Source organism: Candidatus Bathyarchaeota archaeon A05DMB-5, assembly GCA_019685655.1.
Classification (GTDB): domain Archaea; phylum Thermoproteota; class Bathyarchaeia; order Bathyarchaeales; family Bathycorpusculaceae; genus DSLH01.
In genome coordinates this window covers 302,676-321,558 of record JABFQP010000001.1, presented here as the reverse complement: position 1 = coordinate 321,558, position 18,883 = coordinate 302,676, and the positions used below count along the sequence as shown (strand labels likewise).

Annotated in this window: 18 protein-coding genes; 6 read left to right on the top strand and 12 right to left on the bottom strand. The window is 40.8% G+C overall.

Annotation, left to right across the window (positions count from 1 at the left end; genetic code table 11):
* The first annotated feature begins 26 nt into the window (after window positions 1–26).
* From HM003_01890 to HM003_01880, 3 genes are all read left to right on the top strand, one after another.
* Complete coding sequence (locus tag HM003_01890) at window positions 27–512, top strand: hypothetical protein (GenBank protein MBX5328093.1); 486 nt, start codon at window positions 27–29, stop codon at window positions 510–512.
* A 96-nt stretch (window positions 513–608) separates the two neighbouring features.
* Window positions 609–1,283 carry a hypothetical protein gene (locus tag HM003_01885; protein MBX5328092.1) on the top strand — a complete coding sequence of 225 codons (675 nt, stop codon included), beginning with the start codon at window positions 609–611 and terminating at the stop codon, window positions 1,281–1,283.
* Window positions 1,284–1,300: 17 nt separating this feature from the next.
* Window positions 1,301–1,837 (top strand): hypothetical protein, encoded by a 537-nt coding sequence (locus tag HM003_01880; protein ID MBX5328091.1) that lies wholly within the window; start codon window positions 1,301–1,303, stop codon window positions 1,835–1,837.
* Between the two features lie 11 nt (window positions 1,838–1,848).
* Here HM003_01880 and HM003_01875 read toward each other — a convergent pair whose 3' ends face one another.
* The 6 genes from HM003_01875 to HM003_01850 all read right to left on the bottom strand — a co-directional run bounded on the left by HM003_01875 (window position 1,849) and on the right by HM003_01850 (window position 7,969).
* Window positions 1,849–3,477: a VWA domain-containing protein gene (locus HM003_01875; protein MBX5328090.1), complete on the bottom strand. Its 1,629-nt coding sequence runs from the start codon at window positions 3,475–3,477 to the stop codon at window positions 1,849–1,851.
* A gap of 79 nt (window positions 3,478–3,556) precedes the next feature.
* On the bottom strand, window positions 3,557–4,543 hold the full coding sequence (locus HM003_01870) for a CbbQ/NirQ/NorQ/GpvN family protein (protein MBX5328089.1): 987 nt from the start codon (window positions 4,541–4,543) through the stop codon (window positions 3,557–3,559).
* Between the two features lie 195 nt (window positions 4,544–4,738).
* Window positions 4,739–5,008, bottom strand: a complete 270-nt coding sequence (locus tag HM003_01865) for a hypothetical protein (protein ID MBX5328088.1) — start codon at window positions 5,006–5,008, stop codon at window positions 4,739–4,741.
* The gene (locus HM003_01860) at window positions 5,008–6,243 is read right to left on the bottom strand and encodes a cysteine desulfurase (protein MBX5328087.1); all 1,236 of its coding nucleotides are present in this window, start codon (window positions 6,241–6,243) and stop codon (window positions 5,008–5,010) included. The genes HM003_01865 and HM003_01860 overlap by 1 nt, the downstream gene beginning before the upstream one ends.
* A complete protein-coding gene (locus HM003_01855) occupies window positions 6,243–6,743 on the bottom strand; it encodes an iron-sulfur cluster assembly scaffold protein (protein MBX5328086.1) in 501 nt (166 codons plus the stop codon). The genes HM003_01860 and HM003_01855 overlap by 1 nt, the downstream gene beginning before the upstream one ends.
* Before the next feature lie 2 nt (window positions 6,744–6,745).
* On the bottom strand, window positions 6,746–7,969 hold the full coding sequence (locus HM003_01850) for a cysteine desulfurase (protein ID MBX5328085.1): 1,224 nt from the start codon (window positions 7,967–7,969) through the stop codon (window positions 6,746–6,748).
* Window positions 7,970–8,127: 158 nt separating this feature from the next.
* On the opposite strand from HM003_01850, the gene HM003_01845 reads away from it, so the two are divergent.
* Entirely contained in the window at window positions 8,128–10,359 is a 2,232-nt protein-coding gene (locus HM003_01845; GenBank protein MBX5328084.1) for a DEAD/DEAH box helicase, read from the top strand.
* On the opposite strand, the gene HM003_01840 is transcribed toward HM003_01845, so the two are convergent.
* Window positions 10,356–11,723, bottom strand: a complete 1,368-nt coding sequence (locus tag HM003_01840; GenBank protein MBX5328083.1) for an adenylosuccinate lyase — start codon at window positions 11,721–11,723, stop codon at window positions 10,356–10,358. The genes HM003_01845 and HM003_01840 overlap by 4 nt on opposite strands.
* Before the next feature lie 108 nt (window positions 11,724–11,831).
* On the opposite strand from HM003_01840, the gene HM003_01835 reads away from it, so the two are divergent.
* Both HM003_01835 and HM003_01830 read left to right on the top strand, forming a co-directional pair.
* The gene (locus HM003_01835; GenBank protein MBX5328082.1) at window positions 11,832–13,274 is read left to right on the top strand and encodes an asparagine synthetase B; all 1,443 of its coding nucleotides are present in this window, start codon (window positions 11,832–11,834) and stop codon (window positions 13,272–13,274) included.
* A gap of 1 nt (window position 13,275) precedes the next feature.
* Entirely contained in the window at window positions 13,276–14,337 is a 1,062-nt protein-coding gene (locus HM003_01830) for a histone deacetylase (GenBank protein MBX5328081.1), read from the top strand.
* A gap of 24 nt (window positions 14,338–14,361) precedes the next feature.
* Here the strand turns inward: HM003_01830 and HM003_01825 are convergent, their stop codons facing one another.
* From HM003_01825 to HM003_01805, 5 genes are all read right to left on the bottom strand, one after another.
* A complete protein-coding gene (locus HM003_01825) occupies window positions 14,362–14,544 on the bottom strand; it encodes a 4Fe-4S binding protein (GenBank protein MBX5328080.1) in 183 nt (60 codons plus the stop codon).
* A gap of 66 nt (window positions 14,545–14,610) precedes the next feature.
* Window positions 14,611–16,395: a hypothetical protein gene (locus HM003_01820; GenBank protein MBX5328079.1), complete on the bottom strand. Its 1,785-nt coding sequence runs from the start codon at window positions 16,393–16,395 to the stop codon at window positions 14,611–14,613.
* Between the two features lie 183 nt (window positions 16,396–16,578).
* Window positions 16,579–16,923, bottom strand: coding sequence for a DUF2095 family protein (locus HM003_01815; protein ID MBX5328078.1), 345 nt, complete (start codon window positions 16,921–16,923; stop codon window positions 16,579–16,581).
* Window positions 16,924–16,970: 47 nt separating this feature from the next.
* Window positions 16,971–17,594 (bottom strand): hypothetical protein, encoded by a 624-nt coding sequence (locus HM003_01810; GenBank protein MBX5328077.1) that lies wholly within the window; start codon window positions 17,592–17,594, stop codon window positions 16,971–16,973.
* A gap of 19 nt (window positions 17,595–17,613) precedes the next feature.
* Entirely contained in the window at window positions 17,614–18,864 is a 1,251-nt protein-coding gene (locus HM003_01805) for a glycosyltransferase family 4 protein (GenBank protein MBX5328076.1), read from the bottom strand.
* Window positions 18,865–18,883 lie beyond the last annotated feature (19 nt).

Sequence of the window (18,883 nt, the reverse complement as noted above, 5' to 3'; positions counted from 1 at the left end):
GGTTTAGTAAGCCGTGAGGAGAAAGGATGCAGAGCAGAATAGACGAAGTGTTTTGTCTAAAACGCTTTCTGTTGCCTAAAAATAACCATTGGTTAAGAAGAACTGTTCTGGTTTTTGCTTTCATATTCTTTGATTATTTATCAACGCTAATGTTTTGCCGTGCGCCGCATGAAGAGGCTAATTTGTATGCAAGAGCTTTCATGGAGAATTTTGGTATATTTTCAGGATTAACGTTGTTTGTTTTGGTTGCAGACATGCCGATCTACATGGTTTTAAGCGTAGACTCGCATGTCATAAAACTTCCGCCTAAAATTGCCATGGTCATTGAGCCCTTAGTTGATGTGTTGTTTGCGTGGTTTATAGCGGGATTGCATTTTAGTGGAGGCACAAGCTGGTTTTGGTACTCGCCAGATTTGCTTAGGCAAGCTTTAGGCGCTGTTCTATATGGCGTGGTTGCTTTTCTTTTCGTTAAGCCTCACATAGCATGCAATAAAAACAAATTGCTTGTTTAGTGCGTAACAACACACAACATACTAACTCTATTATCCTCTAACAGTCTGACTAATTGCGAGAGTGCAAATTATCGAAGAATATTAGGGTAGATGCTCATGGAAGAAAAGAACTCGCCACCAAAGCCTAAGGCAAATGCAGAGGCCCCGCCAAAAGAAGAAACCCAAAAAGAAGAGGTCGTCGAAGAAGCCTACTTTTTCCATCCTGTTAAGCTTTCAGATGAACGTGGAGAAATTTTAGATGAAAAGGAAATAGAAAAATCCGGGGCTGAAATTGAACAGAAACTGCAAGAATTATTGAAGAGTATAAGTGAGGAAACCTTACAGTTAAGCGAGTTTTTGATGGAAGAAAATAATCTCATGAGTGAAGTTTGCGTATCTCTTAAGCAGATTCTCAAAAAATTGAATGTTTCCTTCAACATTCCACCACAAGATGTGCCACTCCGCAAAAACGTGAAAAAAGTAGTCTTAAATGAGGAGGGACACTTGATACTTGTTCACGAAAAAGGTGAGGTAGCCTCAGCGTTTCTAGCTGAATATCCGCCTGAAATTGTCATGGCTGTTTTATGGCTAATAATGCCGGAACTGGCAAAGGTGATTATGCTGTATAGAAAGAAGATAAGCACGCGGGTTAACTTTTTTGGAAGAATCAAGAAGGAACTGAAAGGAGTCGCTAAAGCTATTGTCGGCGGCAAAGATGAATCTGCGACTTCGAAAGAAGAGGAACAAATGGATGTTGTGCAACAGTCGCTTAAAGCCGAAAATCAAGGCTAAACTTGGTGGTGTTCAGTTTGGGCGACTTATTAACAGAAATTCGAACGTTCTATTCTCTCAAAGAAATCAGAGAAGGCATAGAAGCGGAAATAAGCCAATACAAATTGTTGCTTGAAGATTACAGTCAATGGTTAGGAAGCCTTCTGAGAAGCCCAGAGTCTGCAAAAAACCAGGAACGAATGAAAAAAGCTGCAGAATACCAGAAAGTTTTGAGAACTGGAGGCAGAAAAAGCGGCAAAAAAGAAGGTAAAAAACTTGACACTTCTACTGAATGGGTGCAGTTTAAGGACGTAATGCTCTGTGCTGATGAGTTGGGAGAAGCGGAGATACTTTTTGAGGCAACCGAAGAACTAAAAGATAAAATTGAGAAGTTAGAGAAAGCCAAAAATTCTATTATTGATTTAGAACGATATGGCTTAGGAAAAGAAGTGCTCTATATAACATACATTCACGATGGAGTGCCAGAGAAGATAGTTTTTAAACAGAAAAAAGGTGTTGAGACCGCGGAAAAATTTGAGTTTCTGGCGGACTTCTCAGTTGCAAAACAAGTCTAAAAACTCGGTGCTTAGCCGGAACTATATTCCATGAATGCCTTAGTGAACTTTTTCATCAAATCAAAAGGATTTTCAACAACGCAACTATTTCGAATGTATTGTTTGACCGCGCGACTGTTAACGCCTATTCCTATAATTCCTACACCCATGCGCTCAATTTTCTTGATGTTCTCCTTCAATTTCTCATCAGCTCCCTCATAACCAGCTGGAAAGAAGTCAGAGACAACAACTAACACTCTAGCTTCTTCAAGCCGCTTCGTTAAAGCTTGAGCTGCAAGCAAAATGGCGTCAGGCAAGTATGTTAAACCGCCATGAGATAAACCGCCAATTCTAGCCCTTACACGAGTGTCGAATTTTTCAGAAAAATCCTTGATAACGTAAAATTTAGTGTTAAAGGCGTACATGCCCCAAGAGTTTTGGTCAAGAATCAGTTGCTTAGCAACTTCAGCCAAGCATAAAGCTATGCCACGTACTTCGCCTTTGAACATGCTGAGGCTGTGGCTGGCGTCGATGAGTATTGACCAAGCATCTTCTCTCGTTTGAAGCTCCTCCCGAGAGAATATATCTGTTCGTTGGCTTTTGCTGGCGATTACTTGTATGGCTTCTTGCAAGTCAACGAAGCCGCTTTCTTGTCTGAAATCTTCACCGCCGACATTTTTCAAAAGCCTTAGCCTATATAATATGCGTCTAACGGGACCGCCTAAGACTTCTCGTCTTCTTTGAAATTCGACATAGTCTTCAGTTGGAAACTCAAAATCCTCAAATTTTGTTTCTTTTCCTATCTCAATATAGCCTTTCAAGATTTTTAGTTTGGAATTTTCTCGTTCTAACCAAGCGTTTAAAGCTTGGAGAGGTTCACTTTCTCTCAAATTTTGCAGCATATTTCTACGTTGCTCTTCGTCTTTGGTTTCTGGACCAAGCGCAGTTAGAGCTTCGAGGAGAATTTGTTGAATTTCCTCTTCTGTTGGTATTTTTTGTTCAAAGAAAAGATCGTTTGTTCCGTGGCTTTCTGTGTATAAAAGAGAGGGAATCTCGAAAACGTTTCCGTAAGTAGTGAGAGCGTCATAGATTTTGGTGGCCGCGTCTATTCTATCATCTATTGTTGGGTTTTCGCCTATTTTGTGAAGAATGGAAGTTATTGCTTCAACATCAGTACGTGCTACATTACTTAAGTTGCCCTTAATTTTTCCCAAGTTACAATTTAGAAGCGTTGAAGTCAGGACCCGCGACATGTCATTCGAAAGCTTTTCAACATTTTTAATTCGAAGAAAAGAAATAGTATTGGCGTAAGCTATTTCTGGAAGAAATTGCTGAAAAAACTGTTTCAAATGATTAGTTATTATGGCGTCTTCGATTGCACTGATGACAAACGTGGATAAGTTGATGGATTTGCCTCGTGCCCATTTTGAATAAACCGAAAAATTCGACAGTAAAGCATGAAGACTTAAATGATAAACTGACGCCTTAAACAAATACCAGATAATCTTCTTATGGGTTGGATTTTGAAGGTTAAATCTTAACCCTTGAAAATAGACATGGTTGCCGTTCAACCGTTTTGGGATAACCAAATGAAGAACGTATCCTTTACTGTCTCTTCCAAGATAAGGATACCTTAAATCATCATGAAAAAGAACTTTCATTTCGTTATACGTTTTCTTTGTTATTTGAAAAGCGGTGGACCATGCAAAATCAAAAAAGTTCAAGGTCTAAACCCATATTCTATTTTTCGAAAATAGACTCTACAATGCGTTTCACGACAGCTTGTATTTCTACATCATCACTTGTTGTTCCAACTATTGTTTCCACAGCTGCTTCTATTGGTGGACAGCCATCTGCAACCAAGGTCGCCCAGTTGATTAGATCTCCAGGTGATGGTCCATAGGGTAAGTCTCCATTTTTATATTGCCTTCGAAGCTCAGCTCCTACGCGGACTATTTTTTCGGCTGTTTTTTCATCTACTCCGCTTCTTTTCGCTATGAGTTCTACTTCGTCTGGAGCCACTTTGTCGCCTATGCTTAAGTAGTCAAAGTTTATCCAAACTGACATGCGTCGCCTAAGAGCAGCGTTTAATGGTTTGGTTCCAACGAATTCAGCTGAGAAGGGGTTCATGGAAATTACTAGGTAGCCGTATTGATGCCTTTTTATTATTTCGTTGTCTTTTTCTGTAAGAACAATGTGACCTCTGGTGTCTAGAACCGGGTTTAGTCTTGTGGCTATGTCTTGTTTCATCATGTTAGCTTCGTCTAGATAAAGTATGCCACCGTTTCTGCACCACATTACTATTTGCCCATCAATCCAGTTTTCTTTTCCAAGTCCTATGTATCTTCCAAAAAGGTCGTAGGCAGACGTTTGTAAACCACAGTTTATTTCCCACATAGGAAGCCCACAGAGTTCCGCGACTAAGTAGACTATGTGTGTTTTTCCTGTTCCGCTGGGACCAATTAAGGCGCATTGCTTGAAGTGGTATAGGGCGCGTACTATTCTCTCAACGTAATTGAAGCCTTTGTCTATGTATTCTGGGGTGTTGCGTGGTATTAGTGTTTGTTGGGATTCGGGAAAAACGTATCCTGGATGTAAGTCGTACTTGTCTATTCTATATTTTTTTCGAAGTTCTGCATGTGATGGCGAATCGAGGTTTGCTGCTTTTGTTATTGAAACTGATAGTTTGGTGTCTTTTAGTTCTGTTCTGACTTGTTCTTCTACCATATAGACGGCTTCGCTTCTTTTCTTTTTTCCACCTTGGAATCCGAACCCGACCGCACTCGTTTCCATTGGTTTTTCTGAAATTTTTTGTTTGTTTTCTGGCAAAACGGTTCCCTCTGTGTTTTCATTAGTGTTATTCGTGGGATTTGATTTAAATCTTACTTCTCACGATTCAATACAATGAATTCGGTCACATAATTACAATAAAAGTTCAATCAAAATATTCCGCAACTCAATCTTGTCTTTAAGATTCCGAAAAATAGCTTTACCAGTTCCATAAAGACGAAACGAAATATTCTGGAAAGTTAACTCAAAAATTATGGATGAAATTGACCTTTCAGTCTTAGCTCTTTTTAGAATCTTTGCGATGGCTTCCTCTTTTCTCTCGTATCTGAACAAGACGATAAACTGTTTTTCTTCGCCACATGTTTCTTCAATTCTAGCCACATAATCCTCGACGGAAACCATTAAATCAACTCAGTTTCCTTTAAAACTTCTATGAAACGGTCAATTTCTTCGCGTGTGTTGTAAACATAGAAGCTTACTCGTGCAGAGGAGTTTAGCTTGAATACCTGATGCAATGGTTGAGCGCAGTGAAAACCGCTTCTCACCATGATTCCATAATTGTCAAGAAACAAAGCGACGTCATGCGAGCTTAAGCCATCTACACCGAAAGGAATTATTCCACACTTTATAGATGCATCTTTTGGACCGTAAACCTCAATTTTCTTGCATTCTTCCAAGCGTTTCATGGCATACTCTGTCATTGCACATTCATGTTCCTTAACACTTTCCATACCTAATTTCTTCAGATACTTGATTGCCTCCATCAACCCTACACTGCCACCAACATTCGGCGTTCCAGCCTCAAATTTCCAAGGCAAATCATTCCAAGAAATCGAACAACGCTTCGTTACTGGATTGTATGAAACTTCACGTATCATTTCGCCTCCGCCATGAAAAGGCGCCATATCTTCAAGAAGCTCACGCTTACCATACAAACAGCCGATGCCTGTAGGTCCTAGCATTTTATGTCCAGAAAAAGCGAGGAAGTCAATGTTTAATTCTTTAACGTTAACTGGCAAATGTGGAACCGACTGGGCACCGTCTACAAGTGTTAAGGCATCATGTTCATGTGCAATTTTTGCAATTCGTTTTACGTCATTTATAACTCCAGTGACGTTTGAAACGTGGCTGAAACAGACAATTTTGGTCTTGCTGGAAAACTTGTTTTCGAAATCTTCGTAGTTTAGTGTTCCATCGTTGTTAACTTCAGCGTATTTTATGTTAAAACTGTTTATTTTTGACAGAATTTCCCAAGGAACGATGTTGCTGTGGTGCTCCATAAGAGACACAATTACCTCATCACCTTTCTTTAGATTGCGCAGACCCCATGCATAAGCAACAAGGTTGATTGCCTCAGTTGTACCCCTAACAAAGATTGTCTCTTCAATACCGTTTGCGTTAATGAATTTTGCAACTTCTTCATGTGCATCTTCGTAAAGCTGAGAAGCCTCTTGAGAAAGAGTATGGACGGCTCTGTGAACGTTTGCATTGTGGTTTTCGTAGAAATTTTTTATGGCATCTATTACTTGTTTTGGCTTTTGTGAACTCGCTGCGTTATCGAAGTAGATTAGGGGGTAGTTGTTGATTTTCCGTTTTAAGATTGGAAAATCTTCTCGAACCTTATAAGGGTCGAACATTACTTTTCTTCCTCAAGCTTCATTCTTTTAGCGAGAACCTTTGCCAACTCCTCCTCTTCCAACGCTTGCTTCTCTTCAAAACTTAATTCTTCATGCAGCCAACTGGGCGAAACACCTTTGTTCTTGTAGTATTTTCTGATGGCTCGCTTCAAAGCACCAACAGCTAAAATGCCACAGTGAAACTTTACACTTGGCAAGCCACCGACTTCTTCTGCAACCGCCTTCCAAGAGATTTCCCATGCTTCCTCAAGTTTCATTCCCTTAATCATTTCAGTGACTATGCTTGATGTAGCGATGTTGGCTGCACAGCCATAACTTTCAAAAGATGCTCTTTCGATGATGTTTTGGTCGTTAATTTTTAGGTAGAAGGTTATCATGTCTCCGCATGAAGGGTTGCCTGCAACTGCGGTTACTGTAGCGTCTTCCATTTTGCCCAAATTTTTAGGGTTTTTGAATAGTTCAAGTACTTTGGGATTGTAGGGTAAAGGTATCCGCGACATACTCATTCCACTCCTGTAGCGCCTGTAATTCCTCGTATTCTTTCAACAGCCTTAGGAAGAACCTCCAAAACATAATCTATATCCTCTTCGGTATGATACCGCGTGACCTTCATAAGTATGCTACCGTGGGCTTCGTCGAATTTTCTGCCAATGGCAACAAGAACATGACTAGGCTGAAGCAAACGCCGTGTGCAAGCGCTCCCACTTGAAACGTAAACACCATTCAAACTAAGCTCAATAGTTAATGCTTCGCCTTCACATCGCAAAAAGCTAATGTTCACGTTGTCTGAAACTCTCTTGCCACCTTTTGGCCCATTAAGTTTGACATCAGAAATTTTCCCAACTATTCCGTTAATCAATTTGTCTCTAAGACTACGCATACGAGTTGTGTTCTCTTCAAAATTTTCAAAAGCCAACTCAGACGCTTTGGAGAACCCAACAATTAAAGGCGTGTTTTCAACGCCTGGCCAGAGTTTCTGCGTTCCAATTTGGCCTTCAAGAATTTTTTCTACGCTAACACCTTCTTTTACGTAGAGAACACCTATGCCTCGCGGTCCCAAAATTTTGTAGCTGCTTATAGTTGCTAAATCTACGCCATAATGTTGCACGTTAAACGGGATTTTGCAGTATGCGTCTGAAGCGTCTGTGTGGAAGAGTGCTTCTGGATTTTTGTCCTTAACTATTTCCAGAGCTTCTTTGATGGGTTGTATTGTTCCAATTTCATGATTTACAGCGGATAGACTCACGAGAACAGTTTCTCTGTCAACAGTTTCTTTTAGTTTTCCAAGGTTTACGAAGCCTTCACTGTTCACAGGAACCTTTTTTGTGGTAAAACCGTATCTCTGTAACATCTCAGTAACGTGCAAAATGCTTATCGGCTCAATTTCCGAAATTACAATTTTCTTACCCTTGTCTCTCATCGAAAACAATGTTCCCATTAAGGCTAAATTGTTGGCTTCTGTTTCACCCGGCGTAAAGTTAACTTCTTCAAGCGTTTTGCACCCCAAAAAATTGGCGATTTTCTGTGTGGATTCCATTATTGTTTCGAAGGCTTCCCAACCGGGCTTATGCGTTAGTGTTGGGTTGCCGTATGCCCGTTGATTGTAATATGGTAGCATTGCGTCAATTACTTCTTGCGGAACCACGCTTGAGTTTTCAATGTCTAAATAAACTTCGCGCTTTATCCCTTCATGCGCACGAAGTAGTTCTTTCACGTTTTCAACCATACTTAACTCAATCCTTTATGATAAACTAACGTTCTTCACTTTTAGTAGCAATTACCTAATAGAAAAACATAACCCAAAAATCAGCCATAAAGCGTCATCTAATAGTTTATAATTGCTGTTGCAGTATAATTGCAGTTGTAAGGGAAGAGCGCATCCAAGTGAAAGTAACAGACTTGTCAATTCCAGAAGTAGTTAAAGAAGTGACAATCAAATCTGGAATTACTGAACTTTATCCTCCGCAAGAAGAAGCAGTAAAAGCTGGAGTGCTGGAAGGAAAAAACCTTGTTCTGGCAAGTCCAACAGCCTCTGGAAAGACTTTGATTGCTGAATTCTGTGCTCTTAAGCATATACTCGAAAAGAATGGCAAAACCGTTTATTTGACGCCTTTGCGCGCTTTGGCAAATGAAAAGTTTGAAGAGTTCAAAAAGTACACTCAGATAAGGAAAAAAGATGAAAATCGTGTGAGGGTGGGCATAAGTACTGGCGACTTTGACAGCAGCGACCCGTGGCTTGAACGTTACGATATAATTATTACCACAAACGAGAAGGCTGATTCGCTTCTGCGGCACAGAGCCAGGTGGATGGATGAGATTTCACTTGTAATCGCGGATGAAGTGCACTTGCTGAATGATGCTGAACGTGGTCCAACGCTTGAGGTTGTTCTGGCAAGGCTTATGCAGACTAATCCAGATGTGCAGATTTTAGCTTTAAGCGCCACAATAAACAATGTTCAGGAAATAGCTGAATGGCTTAAGGCGGATTATGTTACTACCGAATGGAGACCAATCCTTCTAAAAGAAGGCGTTCTACTACACGAAGAAATCCAGTTTAGAGACGGCGCCGCACATAAAATAGAGAAAAAAACCAAGAGTCCAGACATTAACTTGGCATTAAGCACCGTCAAATCTGGTGGCCAAGCATTAATTTTTGCTTCAACACGAAAAAGCGCTGTTACAATTGCAAAGAAAGTAGCTGGTGAAATCGAAGAAATCCTATCCAAGCCTATGAAGCGGTCGCTGGAGTATATTGCAGAGAGAATTTTAGCGGCTGAAGAAAGGACAAGAATAAGCGAAACTTTGGCAGAACTTGTCAAACGTGGCACAGCCTTCCACCATGCAGGTTTGGGTGGAGGACACCGCAAACTAATAGAGGATTCCTTCAGAGAAGGAAAAATTAAGGTTTTGACTGCCACGCCGACTTTGGCTTTCGGCGTAAACTTGCCGGCGAGAACTGTTATAATCCAAGATTATAGACGTTACGAGCCTGGTTACGGATGGTATCCAATTAGTGTTTTAGAGTATAAGCAGATGGCTGGCAGAGCTGGAAGACCAAAATACGATAAGGTTGGCGAAGCCGTGCTTATGGCTAAAACCGATGACGAAGCAGATTATCTTATGGAAAATTATATTCTGGCACGTCCGGAGCGAATATGGTCGAGGCTTGCTGTTGAAAGGATAATGCGAGGGCACGTTTTAGCGACGGTCGCTGCGGATTATGCGCATACTGAACGTGGAATTTACGATTTTTTTGGTAGAACTTTTTATGCTTATCAGTATGAGATAAGCGCGATTAAAAGTATCATTGCGAAGATTCTCAAGTATCTTTATGATGAGGAAATGATTGAAGTTGACAGCGAAAAAATTTCCGCAACAAAGTTTGGGAAACGCGTAAGTGAGCTTTACATTGACCCAGTGTCAGCTGTGATTATCCGCGAAGCATTGAAGCGGAAACCCGCATACTTTACGGACTTAAGTCTCCTGCAGATGATTGCACACACGCCGGACATGGGTCCAATAATGAGACCGTACACGCAAGAAATTGATGAGATAGCAGTTTTCATTGATGAGCATAAGAACGAGTTTCTAGTTGACATGCCAGACGAGTGGGAAGACCGCATAGCTTACGAACAATTTCTCGGAGAAGTCAAAACAGCCATGGTTCTTAAGGCTTGGATTGAAGAACTGAGCGAAGACCAGATAATCGAGAAATTCCGAACGCAACCAGGTGACCTTTATAGAACAATTGAAAATGCTAAATGGCTATTTTATGCCACGCATGAGTTAGCGATGCTTTTCGGCAACAAACAAGTCTTACCACAAACTAACGAGTTAAGAGAAAGAATAGAAAAAGGCGTGAAGAAAGAACTCTTGCCAATAGTCAAGCTGGAAGGAGTTGGCAGAGTTCGCGGGCGCATACTTTACAACTCTGGATACAAAACAATCGAAGACATAAAATATGCGCCTATTGAAAATCTGATGAATCTGCCACTTATAGGACCTAAATTGGCGAAGAAAATAAAAGAACAAGTGGGCGGATACGTAAAGAAGGAATCATGGGAAAAACTTGAAAAAGAAGAAGAGTGGAAACAGAAGGCGCTAACAGAATACTAAGCTATTCCTCTAGCCTTGCGCTCTCTCATGGTTCTCTTAATCATTTTTGTTACTTGCTCTTTAGCTGTTCCCAAATAATTTTTAGGTTTCAATGCATCAACAATTTCTTTTTCAGTCAATTTTTTACTTACAGTTTTATCTTCAAGAAGAACTTCTTTGAAATGCCGTTTTTCCATCTCACTTTTCAATGTCAATTTCCTTAGCAACTCGTGGGCTTCTTGGCGGCTCATGCCTTTCTTTGTCAACGCAATCATAATCGCTTCTGACATTGTGCGTCCTTGAGTCAGCTCAATATTCTTTTGCATACGCTCCTCGTCAACACGCAAATTAGCCACAATGTTAGTCATCAAGAAAAGTTGATAATCAACCAAAATGCACACTTCGGGAAGCATGTAACGTTCTGTTGAGGATTGCGTTAAGTCTCGTTCATGCCAAGTCACAACATCCTCTAAAGCGGGAACAACAAGACTTCTAACAATTCGGGCTAACCCGCAAACTCTCTCAGAAAGCTCTGGATTCCGCTTCTGCGACATCGTGGAGCTTCCAACCTGCTTTTCTGGTTCAAAAAACTCGAAGAGTTCGCCAATTTCAGGTCTCTGCAGTTCTCGAATTTCAGTGGCAAAGTTATCAAGTGTAGAAGAGATAAGCGCTAATAGGCATACGAGTTCTGCGTGGCGGTCTCGCTGCACTATCTGTGTAGATATGTCAGCAGCTTTAATTCCTAAACGTTGCATAACAAGCTCCTGAATTTTCATAGCATGCTCGCCTAAGCCTGCTTGCGTGCCAACCGCACCACTCATTTTTCCAACAAGAACACGTTCTTTGCATTGCCGTAGTCTTTGGATGTGTCTGGAAATCTCTCGCATCCAAACGGCAAACTTGAAGCCCAAAGTGATTGGCAACGCATGTTGACCGTGAGTTCTACCAATCATCAACGTATTCTTATATCGAGACGACTTTTCTATCAAAACCCTTTCGAAATCATTCAGCTTCTTCTCAATAAGCTCCAGCGCATCTTTTAGTTGAAGCGCGTTAGCCGTGTCTACAATATCGTAGCTTGTCGCTCCAAGATGGACGTAGGCACCGCTTGGACCGCAAACTTCTGCCAAGGCTCTGACCATAGAGGCGATGTCATGTTTTATTTCCCGTTCAATCTCTTTAATGCGACTAATCTTAACATGTTTTGTAGAAGCCATAGCCGCAATTTTTTCAGCGTCTTTCTTTGGTATGTTGCCAACTTCAGCGTGCGCCCATGCCAAAGCCGCTTCAACATCAAGTAGTCTTTGAATTCGTGCTTCTTCTTCGAAGATTTTCCGCATTTCCGGAGTCCCATGACGCCCAGTATCTATTGGGCTTACATCCAAAGGGAGAATTGGCAAGTTTTCTGTCCCCCGCGAAGAGATAGGGCAATTAAGGATTAATGTTTTACGAAAGCAACGCATAATGTTGTGTGTTACAAAGGGCTCTACAACATGGGTGCACTAATAGCAGTCCTAAACAAGAGAGGCGAGAACGCGGCAGAAACTGTAGTTGCCATGCTCAAAGTATTGGAACACAAAGGCGTTGACACTTTTGGAATAGCTTCGCCGACTGAAGTGAAAATAGCAAAGTCTGTTGGAGCACTAGTAAATCGAGACTTCGATTCGCCTATAATAATTGGACATGTCTTCTCAAGAATTCTCACAACAGACAAGCCGCAACCAATAAAGCTTGAGAATGCAACGTTGGTTTTTGAAGGAAGGCTCTACGCAGTTACAGCAGAAAACTTTGCTAAAAAACTGCGACAAAACCACGAAAAAACCGCTGAAGAGAGCATCAAGAAGGCGGAAGGCGACTTCGCTTTTGTTATAGCAGAAAAAGAAAAACTGATTGCTGGCAAAGATATATTGGGCGTGCGTCCACTCTATTACGGTCAAAATGCAAACTTGACATGTTTAGCTTCTGAACGCAAAGCATTATGGAGAATAGGAATAAAAAATGTCAATTCCTTTCCTCCGGGAAACATGGCGTTTATCAATGCGCATGGTTTCAAATTTAAGTCTGTTAAAATGCTTGCATATTCGGAACCGAGGCACTTAACAATTCAAGCTGCCGCCAAAAAACTGCAAAGGTTTCTGCAACAATCGATAAAGAAAAGAGTCTTGGAGCTAAAGGAAGTTGCTGTGGCTTTTTCAGGAGGATTGGACAGCAGTATAATTGCGTTTCTTGCAAAGAAAATTGCGACAGATGTTCACTTGATACATGTTAGCCTTGAAGAGCAGCCGGAAACTGAACATGCAAAAAAAGCAGCAGAAGAGCTTGTGTTACCAATTCATGTTCACTTTTTCAGTGAGAAGGATGTTGAGAAAACGCTTCCAAAAGTTCTTTGGCTAATTGAAGAGCCAGACCCAGTAAAAACAAGCATAGGTATTCCGATTTATTGGGCAGCAGAAAAAGCGGCTAAAGCGAATTTCAAAGTAATGTTAGCAGGTCAAGGTGCAGATGAGCTTTTTGGTGGATACAAGCGATACGTCGATGACTACTCAACATGTGGAAGTGAAATGGTATATAGAGCAATGTTCAACGATATTACTAAAATGTATGAAACCAACTTTGAGAGAGACTTTAAACTCTGTAACTTCCACAATGTAGAACTACGTTTGCCCTTTGCCACCTACCAAATAGCACAATTTGCCATAGAATTACCCTTAGAAATGAAAATCAAATTACCAGACGATGGGATGCGAAAGCTGGTTCTGAGGCAAGTCGCCAGAAATCTCGGTCTTCCACGAACAATAGTGGAAAAACCTAAGAAGGCGATACAATACACGTCTGGCGTTAGCAAAACTCTGAAAAAACTCGCCAAAAAGGAAGGGTTATCCGAGAGAGATTACGTAAAGAAAACATTCTTCACACTCTTCAAGAAGATGAAATGAAATGGGCAAAACAGCAGTCGTTTTTTCACCCATATACTATCAGCACAACCCAGGCGTTGGACACCCGGAATCCGCAAAACGTTTAGGAGCAATAATCAACGAACTAAAGAAAGGAAAACTTTCAAAGTGCAAAAACTGGCAGTTTGTAGAACCCGAAAAAGCTCGCGTTGCAGATGTGCAGCTTGTTCACGATGCAGATTACGTTAAACTTGTTGAAGCGGTTTGCAAGGCTGGAGGAGGAGCTCTAGATTCAGGCGATACAGTTGCATCTGCAAAGAGTTTTGATGTTGCCCTTTACGCAGTTGGTGGCGCATTAACGGCTGTCAACCTTGTGATGGAAAAGAGGTTTGAAAACGCGTTTGCCTTGGTACGTCCTCCGGGACACCACGCTGGACGCTTTCACGCAATGGGTTTCTGTATTTTCAACAACGTCGCCATAGCCGCTAAACACTTACTTAAAAAATTCAAATTAGACAGGATTCTCATATTGGACATAGACGCGCATCATGGCAACGGCACACAAGAAACCTTCTACGAAATCAACCAAGTCATATACATAAGCCTACACCAAGACCCGCGCAGTTTTCCAGGAGTAGGATTCATAAACGAAGTTGGAGAAGACGCAGGCTTAGGCTGCAACGTAAACATTCCGCTTCCCTTCCAAACGAGCGACCAAGTATATATAAGGGCTCTAAAAGAAATCGTAGCGCCTATAATACGCCAGTACAAGCCCCAATTCATGTTAGTATCTGCTGGATTAGATGGGCATTACACAGACCCTGTGGGAAATCTTTCGCTTTCGCTCTTGTCCTATCAAGAAACTTATAAGCTAATAGTGGATTTGGCGTCAGAAATGTGTGATGGAAAGCTTGTTTGTGTTTTAGAGGGTGGTTATGGAAAGTTTGTGGGTAAAATTGCCACCTTAGCCATTGCGAAAATGAGCGGAACCAAATACGCTGTGAATGATAAGCTGCTAACGGTCAGTAACCGTGTGAGAAAACAAGGAGAGAAAATAATAAGAGAAGCCAAAGAAGTTCAAAGGAATTTCTGGAAGCTGGATTAAAGGTTTGAATTCAAACAGCTTTAGTTACTCAATAACTTGAATTGCACTTTCTGGACATTGAACCTCGCATGCTCTGCAGACCAAGCATTCCTCGGGTTTTACTGGAACTGATTTTCCATCTTTGACTTCGTAAACGCCCACAGGGCAAGTTTCAACGCATGTGCCGCATCCAGTACATTTATGGTTGTCAACCATTATTTTCACCATTTCTGATTCCTCTCTTTTTAGATTTTCATTGAATTCTAAGCAGTAAAATAAAAGTGTTTAGGTTCATTAACGAAGTTCTTCACGAAGCCTTAATAGAATTCCGCTAATAGTTGTGTTCGCAGCTTCCTTTCTACGTTGATAATCTGCGAGAAGTTTCCGATACGCTTCCAACGAAAGTTCTCCACGGCTGTGACGAGCTTCAATGCTTTTGATATTAGCTTCAACCTCGTTAATTTCAGTTTCTGCAATTTCAAGTTGCCGCATCAAATCAGAAAACTTGCCACCAAAAGCACGCATCTTCTCTTTAATTTCAGCCAAACTTCTAGCCAAAGTATCAAGGTGCATCTCCAAAGTTTTTCTCCGCACTTTGTATCTGCGTCTCGGAATTTTTCCCTTCTTTACCAAAACCTCAAGATTATCAATTTCTAAAATCGTTTTTCGCTTATCTTCATAAGTATCTATGAAAGTTTTGATGTCTTCTGAACGCAGCTTTACGGCTATTGCAGGAGCAGCAGCTATAACTGGGGCTTTAGGTCTTCTCCAAACAACAGCAATCGCACATCCAATAACAGACAGAGCCAATACCCACAATGTGGGACGAAAAGATAACCACAAAGGGTTATACTCGTAGGATATTTGCAGAATATTTTGTGCAGGATAAAGATCTTCAAGACAGCCAACACCTTGACGATTGATTGTTAATGATTCTTGAAAAATGTTTCTTGTCAAACTATAAGCGTTAGTAGCTATGATACCCTCAAGGTTTAGTATTCGTGCACCTTCAGGCAAACTCACTTTTACTGATGCGCTTTTAATGTAATAGTCCATTTGCATAAACAATGGAAGTGTAACATTGAATCCGTTGGAGCCACCTAACGCGTTGATGTATAAACTTGGTAAGGAATACTTTATAGTAAACCTAGTAGACTTGTAACTTTCCAAAGGCAGCGGAAACGCAATTCTGTAAAGGTTTACTCCTTTTCTTCCTACAAACGTAGGTGTCTGCGCGAATATTCTTCCAAACTGGTCATGTGCACTTATAACAGAAGCATTAGCAGGCAAAATTATTTCGATTGCTGCTATCGTCTGGGGTTCTTTGCTTGTTATGTAATAACTGTCTGCACCATTCATTTCGCCAGCCTCGTTTACTGTAACTTCGCGAGTTAATTCGTTCACGCTGAAAACTCGCAGTTTATCACTAGTTAATGTAAAGTCTGCGGTTGCAGACATAGCAGTAAACTCTTGAAGAGGCGCAATTTCATAAGTAGACATATTAACTGCTCCATCGTCTTTTGTGATTGTTATATTCGCTAGGCTATCTGGAAAGAACATTGACACATTACAACTAGTAGCGGCTTTTGTTAGACTCGGATATGCTGGAAAGTCCAAAACATATCTTGTTGAGCTCGAGGCGTTGAGAAGATCGTTTGAAAGTATAAACCCAACTGAAAAAACATTTTCTACTCCATTACTTATATCTAAAGACTGCAAAAAATCTATCTCAACAGCGTAGAAACCCATGCGACTGTCTAATGAAACATCAAGCTTCACGTCGCCTATAATATCAGAACCGTTGTAAACCACGCAACGAAGAACATATGCTCCATATTTGTATGGAAAACCAATGCGAAAACTGTCAAGGGGTGTTCCAGCAGATGCGTTGCCAACTATCCGTATAGTGTCATTTATGAGTATGTAGCCGTTACGCATAACTTCTATAGCATGATCAACATGATCTATGTGATAATTTGCATTATCTGCTGCTTCAACCGTTTTAATGTTAAACGATACTGAGATAAGAATCAGCATAGCAACTGAAAAACCGATGCATACTAAGGCTGTTTTTCTCAAGTGGTTTCCTCCGCTTGGTTTCTAGATTTTTAGGCTTCCTATTTATTGATGAGCCTATTTATTTACTTTTAGAATTACCCGCTTTGGTTGCGTATATACTTACCCATTTTTATAAAGAAAACAATTGAAAAACGCAATGAACGTTTAAACAAATTTCGCCAGAAAATTACAAAACTTATGTTACTAGAGTTCGCCATGTTTAAAGTAGTAATTCTCTTCCTTTTTTGAACCAAAACTTCTTACGCCGTTCTCTCTAAGCTGTTTCCTAAGCTTCCTAGCATAGTGCTTACTTATTTCGCCTCTCTTTTCCAGGTATGCTATTATTTCTTCCGCTTGCTTCTCGGTGTCGCACCGCCGAATAAAGTCTATTACATCAGGCATGTAATGAACGAACCTTCCAGACGATGCTTTCTCGCCTGTCTGTGTGTCTGTTCGCACAGAATTTATTGAAACTTTATGGTCATCGATTTCCATTTCCTTGGCTAAGTTAGGAAACATTCTTTTGAATCGTTCTTTGTCAAATTCCAAGTTTGCACCTTAATTTATCTTATGATATGCCTTGTATTTAAGTCTCCTCAGTCTAGAAAAGGAATGAATCTTTGCAGAGGGTTCTCTTTAAGTAGTTTCTCTAATTTACGCACATGGAGCCCAGTAACCTCGTCACCATATATCTCACATTTTTCCTTAAGCTGAGTTTCTTCTGGATTTCGAACGATGATTTCGATTTTTTCTTTTGTCGGAGATTCTAAATGTATGTGAAATGAGGTTTTCTTTTGTCCCTTTTTTGTTACAGCCATCCATTCAGTTTGTAAGATATGGAAGCCATTTCTTTTCAGAATCTCTATGATATCATTCGGCTCATTATGGTAAACAGTTATGTCTATATCGCTTTCGTGATGGATGGTTCCGCGCCACACACTTCCAACAAGTTTAGGACCGTGTTCTTCTAGAATCTTCATAAGTTTCAAGGCTTCTGTCCGCATTCTAATCAGCCGTTCTTGTCTTGCTAATCCTTCTTTTTCTTCCGCTATTTTGTCAAGCTCCAATGCTACTTCAAAGTTGGTTGGAACAAAGTGGACACCAAAAGTTTTTGCAGCTTTCAGCTTAGCTTGCTTGTATTCTTTTTCGATTCCCGAGTAAAGGAGAGTTGCAGCTTCTCTTGCAACTTTTTTCCTTAAGTGAAGGCCGCCAGCGTCCAAAGTAGCACCAATAAAAATTTTAACGTTTAATTATTTTCTCGTAAGCTTCCACGGTTTTCTCGGCGATTTTGTCCCATGTGAACTCTTCTAAAACTCTTTTTCTGCCGTTTTTCCCTAGCCATTTTCTTTTATCTTGATTTTCTAAAGTGCTGTTTATGCCCCACGCAATGTCTGATGGATTGTTAGGGTCGACGTGGAAACCGCATTGTTCCTCGCCGCAGCAGACAACTATTTCGCGCATTCCGCTAACTCCAGCGGCGCCTACGACTACTGGGCGTTCCATGCTCATTGCTTCAAGAGCAACTATTCCGAAAGGTTCGTAAAGGCTTGGAAAAACTGCCATGTCGCATGCTGCATAGTGTAGAATGCGTTCTTCTTCGGAAACAAAGTTAAAGTTTAGTTTGACTGAATCTTGCAGTCTCATGGTTCTGACCAAATTGACCAGGTAATCTTGTAAATCGCCAACTCCTAAAATGACCAGTTTTGCTTTGGGATTTTTCTGCAGAACGTGTGGCATAGCCATTATCAGTTTGTCAACGCCTTTGACGCCTACAAGTCTTCCGACAAAAAGAATCATTAATTCGTCATCTTTTATACTATAAAAATTCCGTATTCTTTTTGCTTCTTCAGCGCTAACAGTTTCTGGATTGTATTTTTGAGGGTCAACGCCATTGTAGCATACGTGGATTTTGTCTTTTGGAAAGCCTAGTTTCATGAGCTCCTCTTTCATCGCGTATGAAACCGTCACAATAAGGTCGGCAGCTTTAGCGCCGCGAAGCTCAATGTTGCTTACAACTTCTGAGCCGTTTCCAAGTGTTCTTCCTTTTTCTGTGGAGTGAACGTGGAATGCGAATGGTAATCCTGCTTCTTTTTTTACAGTTATTCCGCTTATTGCTGAAAGCCAGTCGTGAGCTATTACAATGTCGTATTTGAAGTTCTCCTTTTTGATTAGTTCATTCACGAGTTTTGACGCGCTTAGATAATTGTAAACAAGAATCTTTGAGAAAAGCTGAATTCCTCTACCCCATTTTCTAACGTCTTCCGCAAGCACGTCTGGCAGTGAATCAGATATGTCGATGTGTAATGGACGGTGGATTTCTATGCCTCTCCAAATCTCTCTGGTCGGTAAGCTGCCAACATCGTCATTCATTGTGAAGACTGTCACGTCATGGTCCATTAAGACAAACTTTCGCGTAATTTCAGCGGCGTATGTTCCTAAACCGCCAACGATTTTTGGCGGGTACTCGTATACAAGCACAGCCATTTTCATTTTATGGTCCTCTTTTATC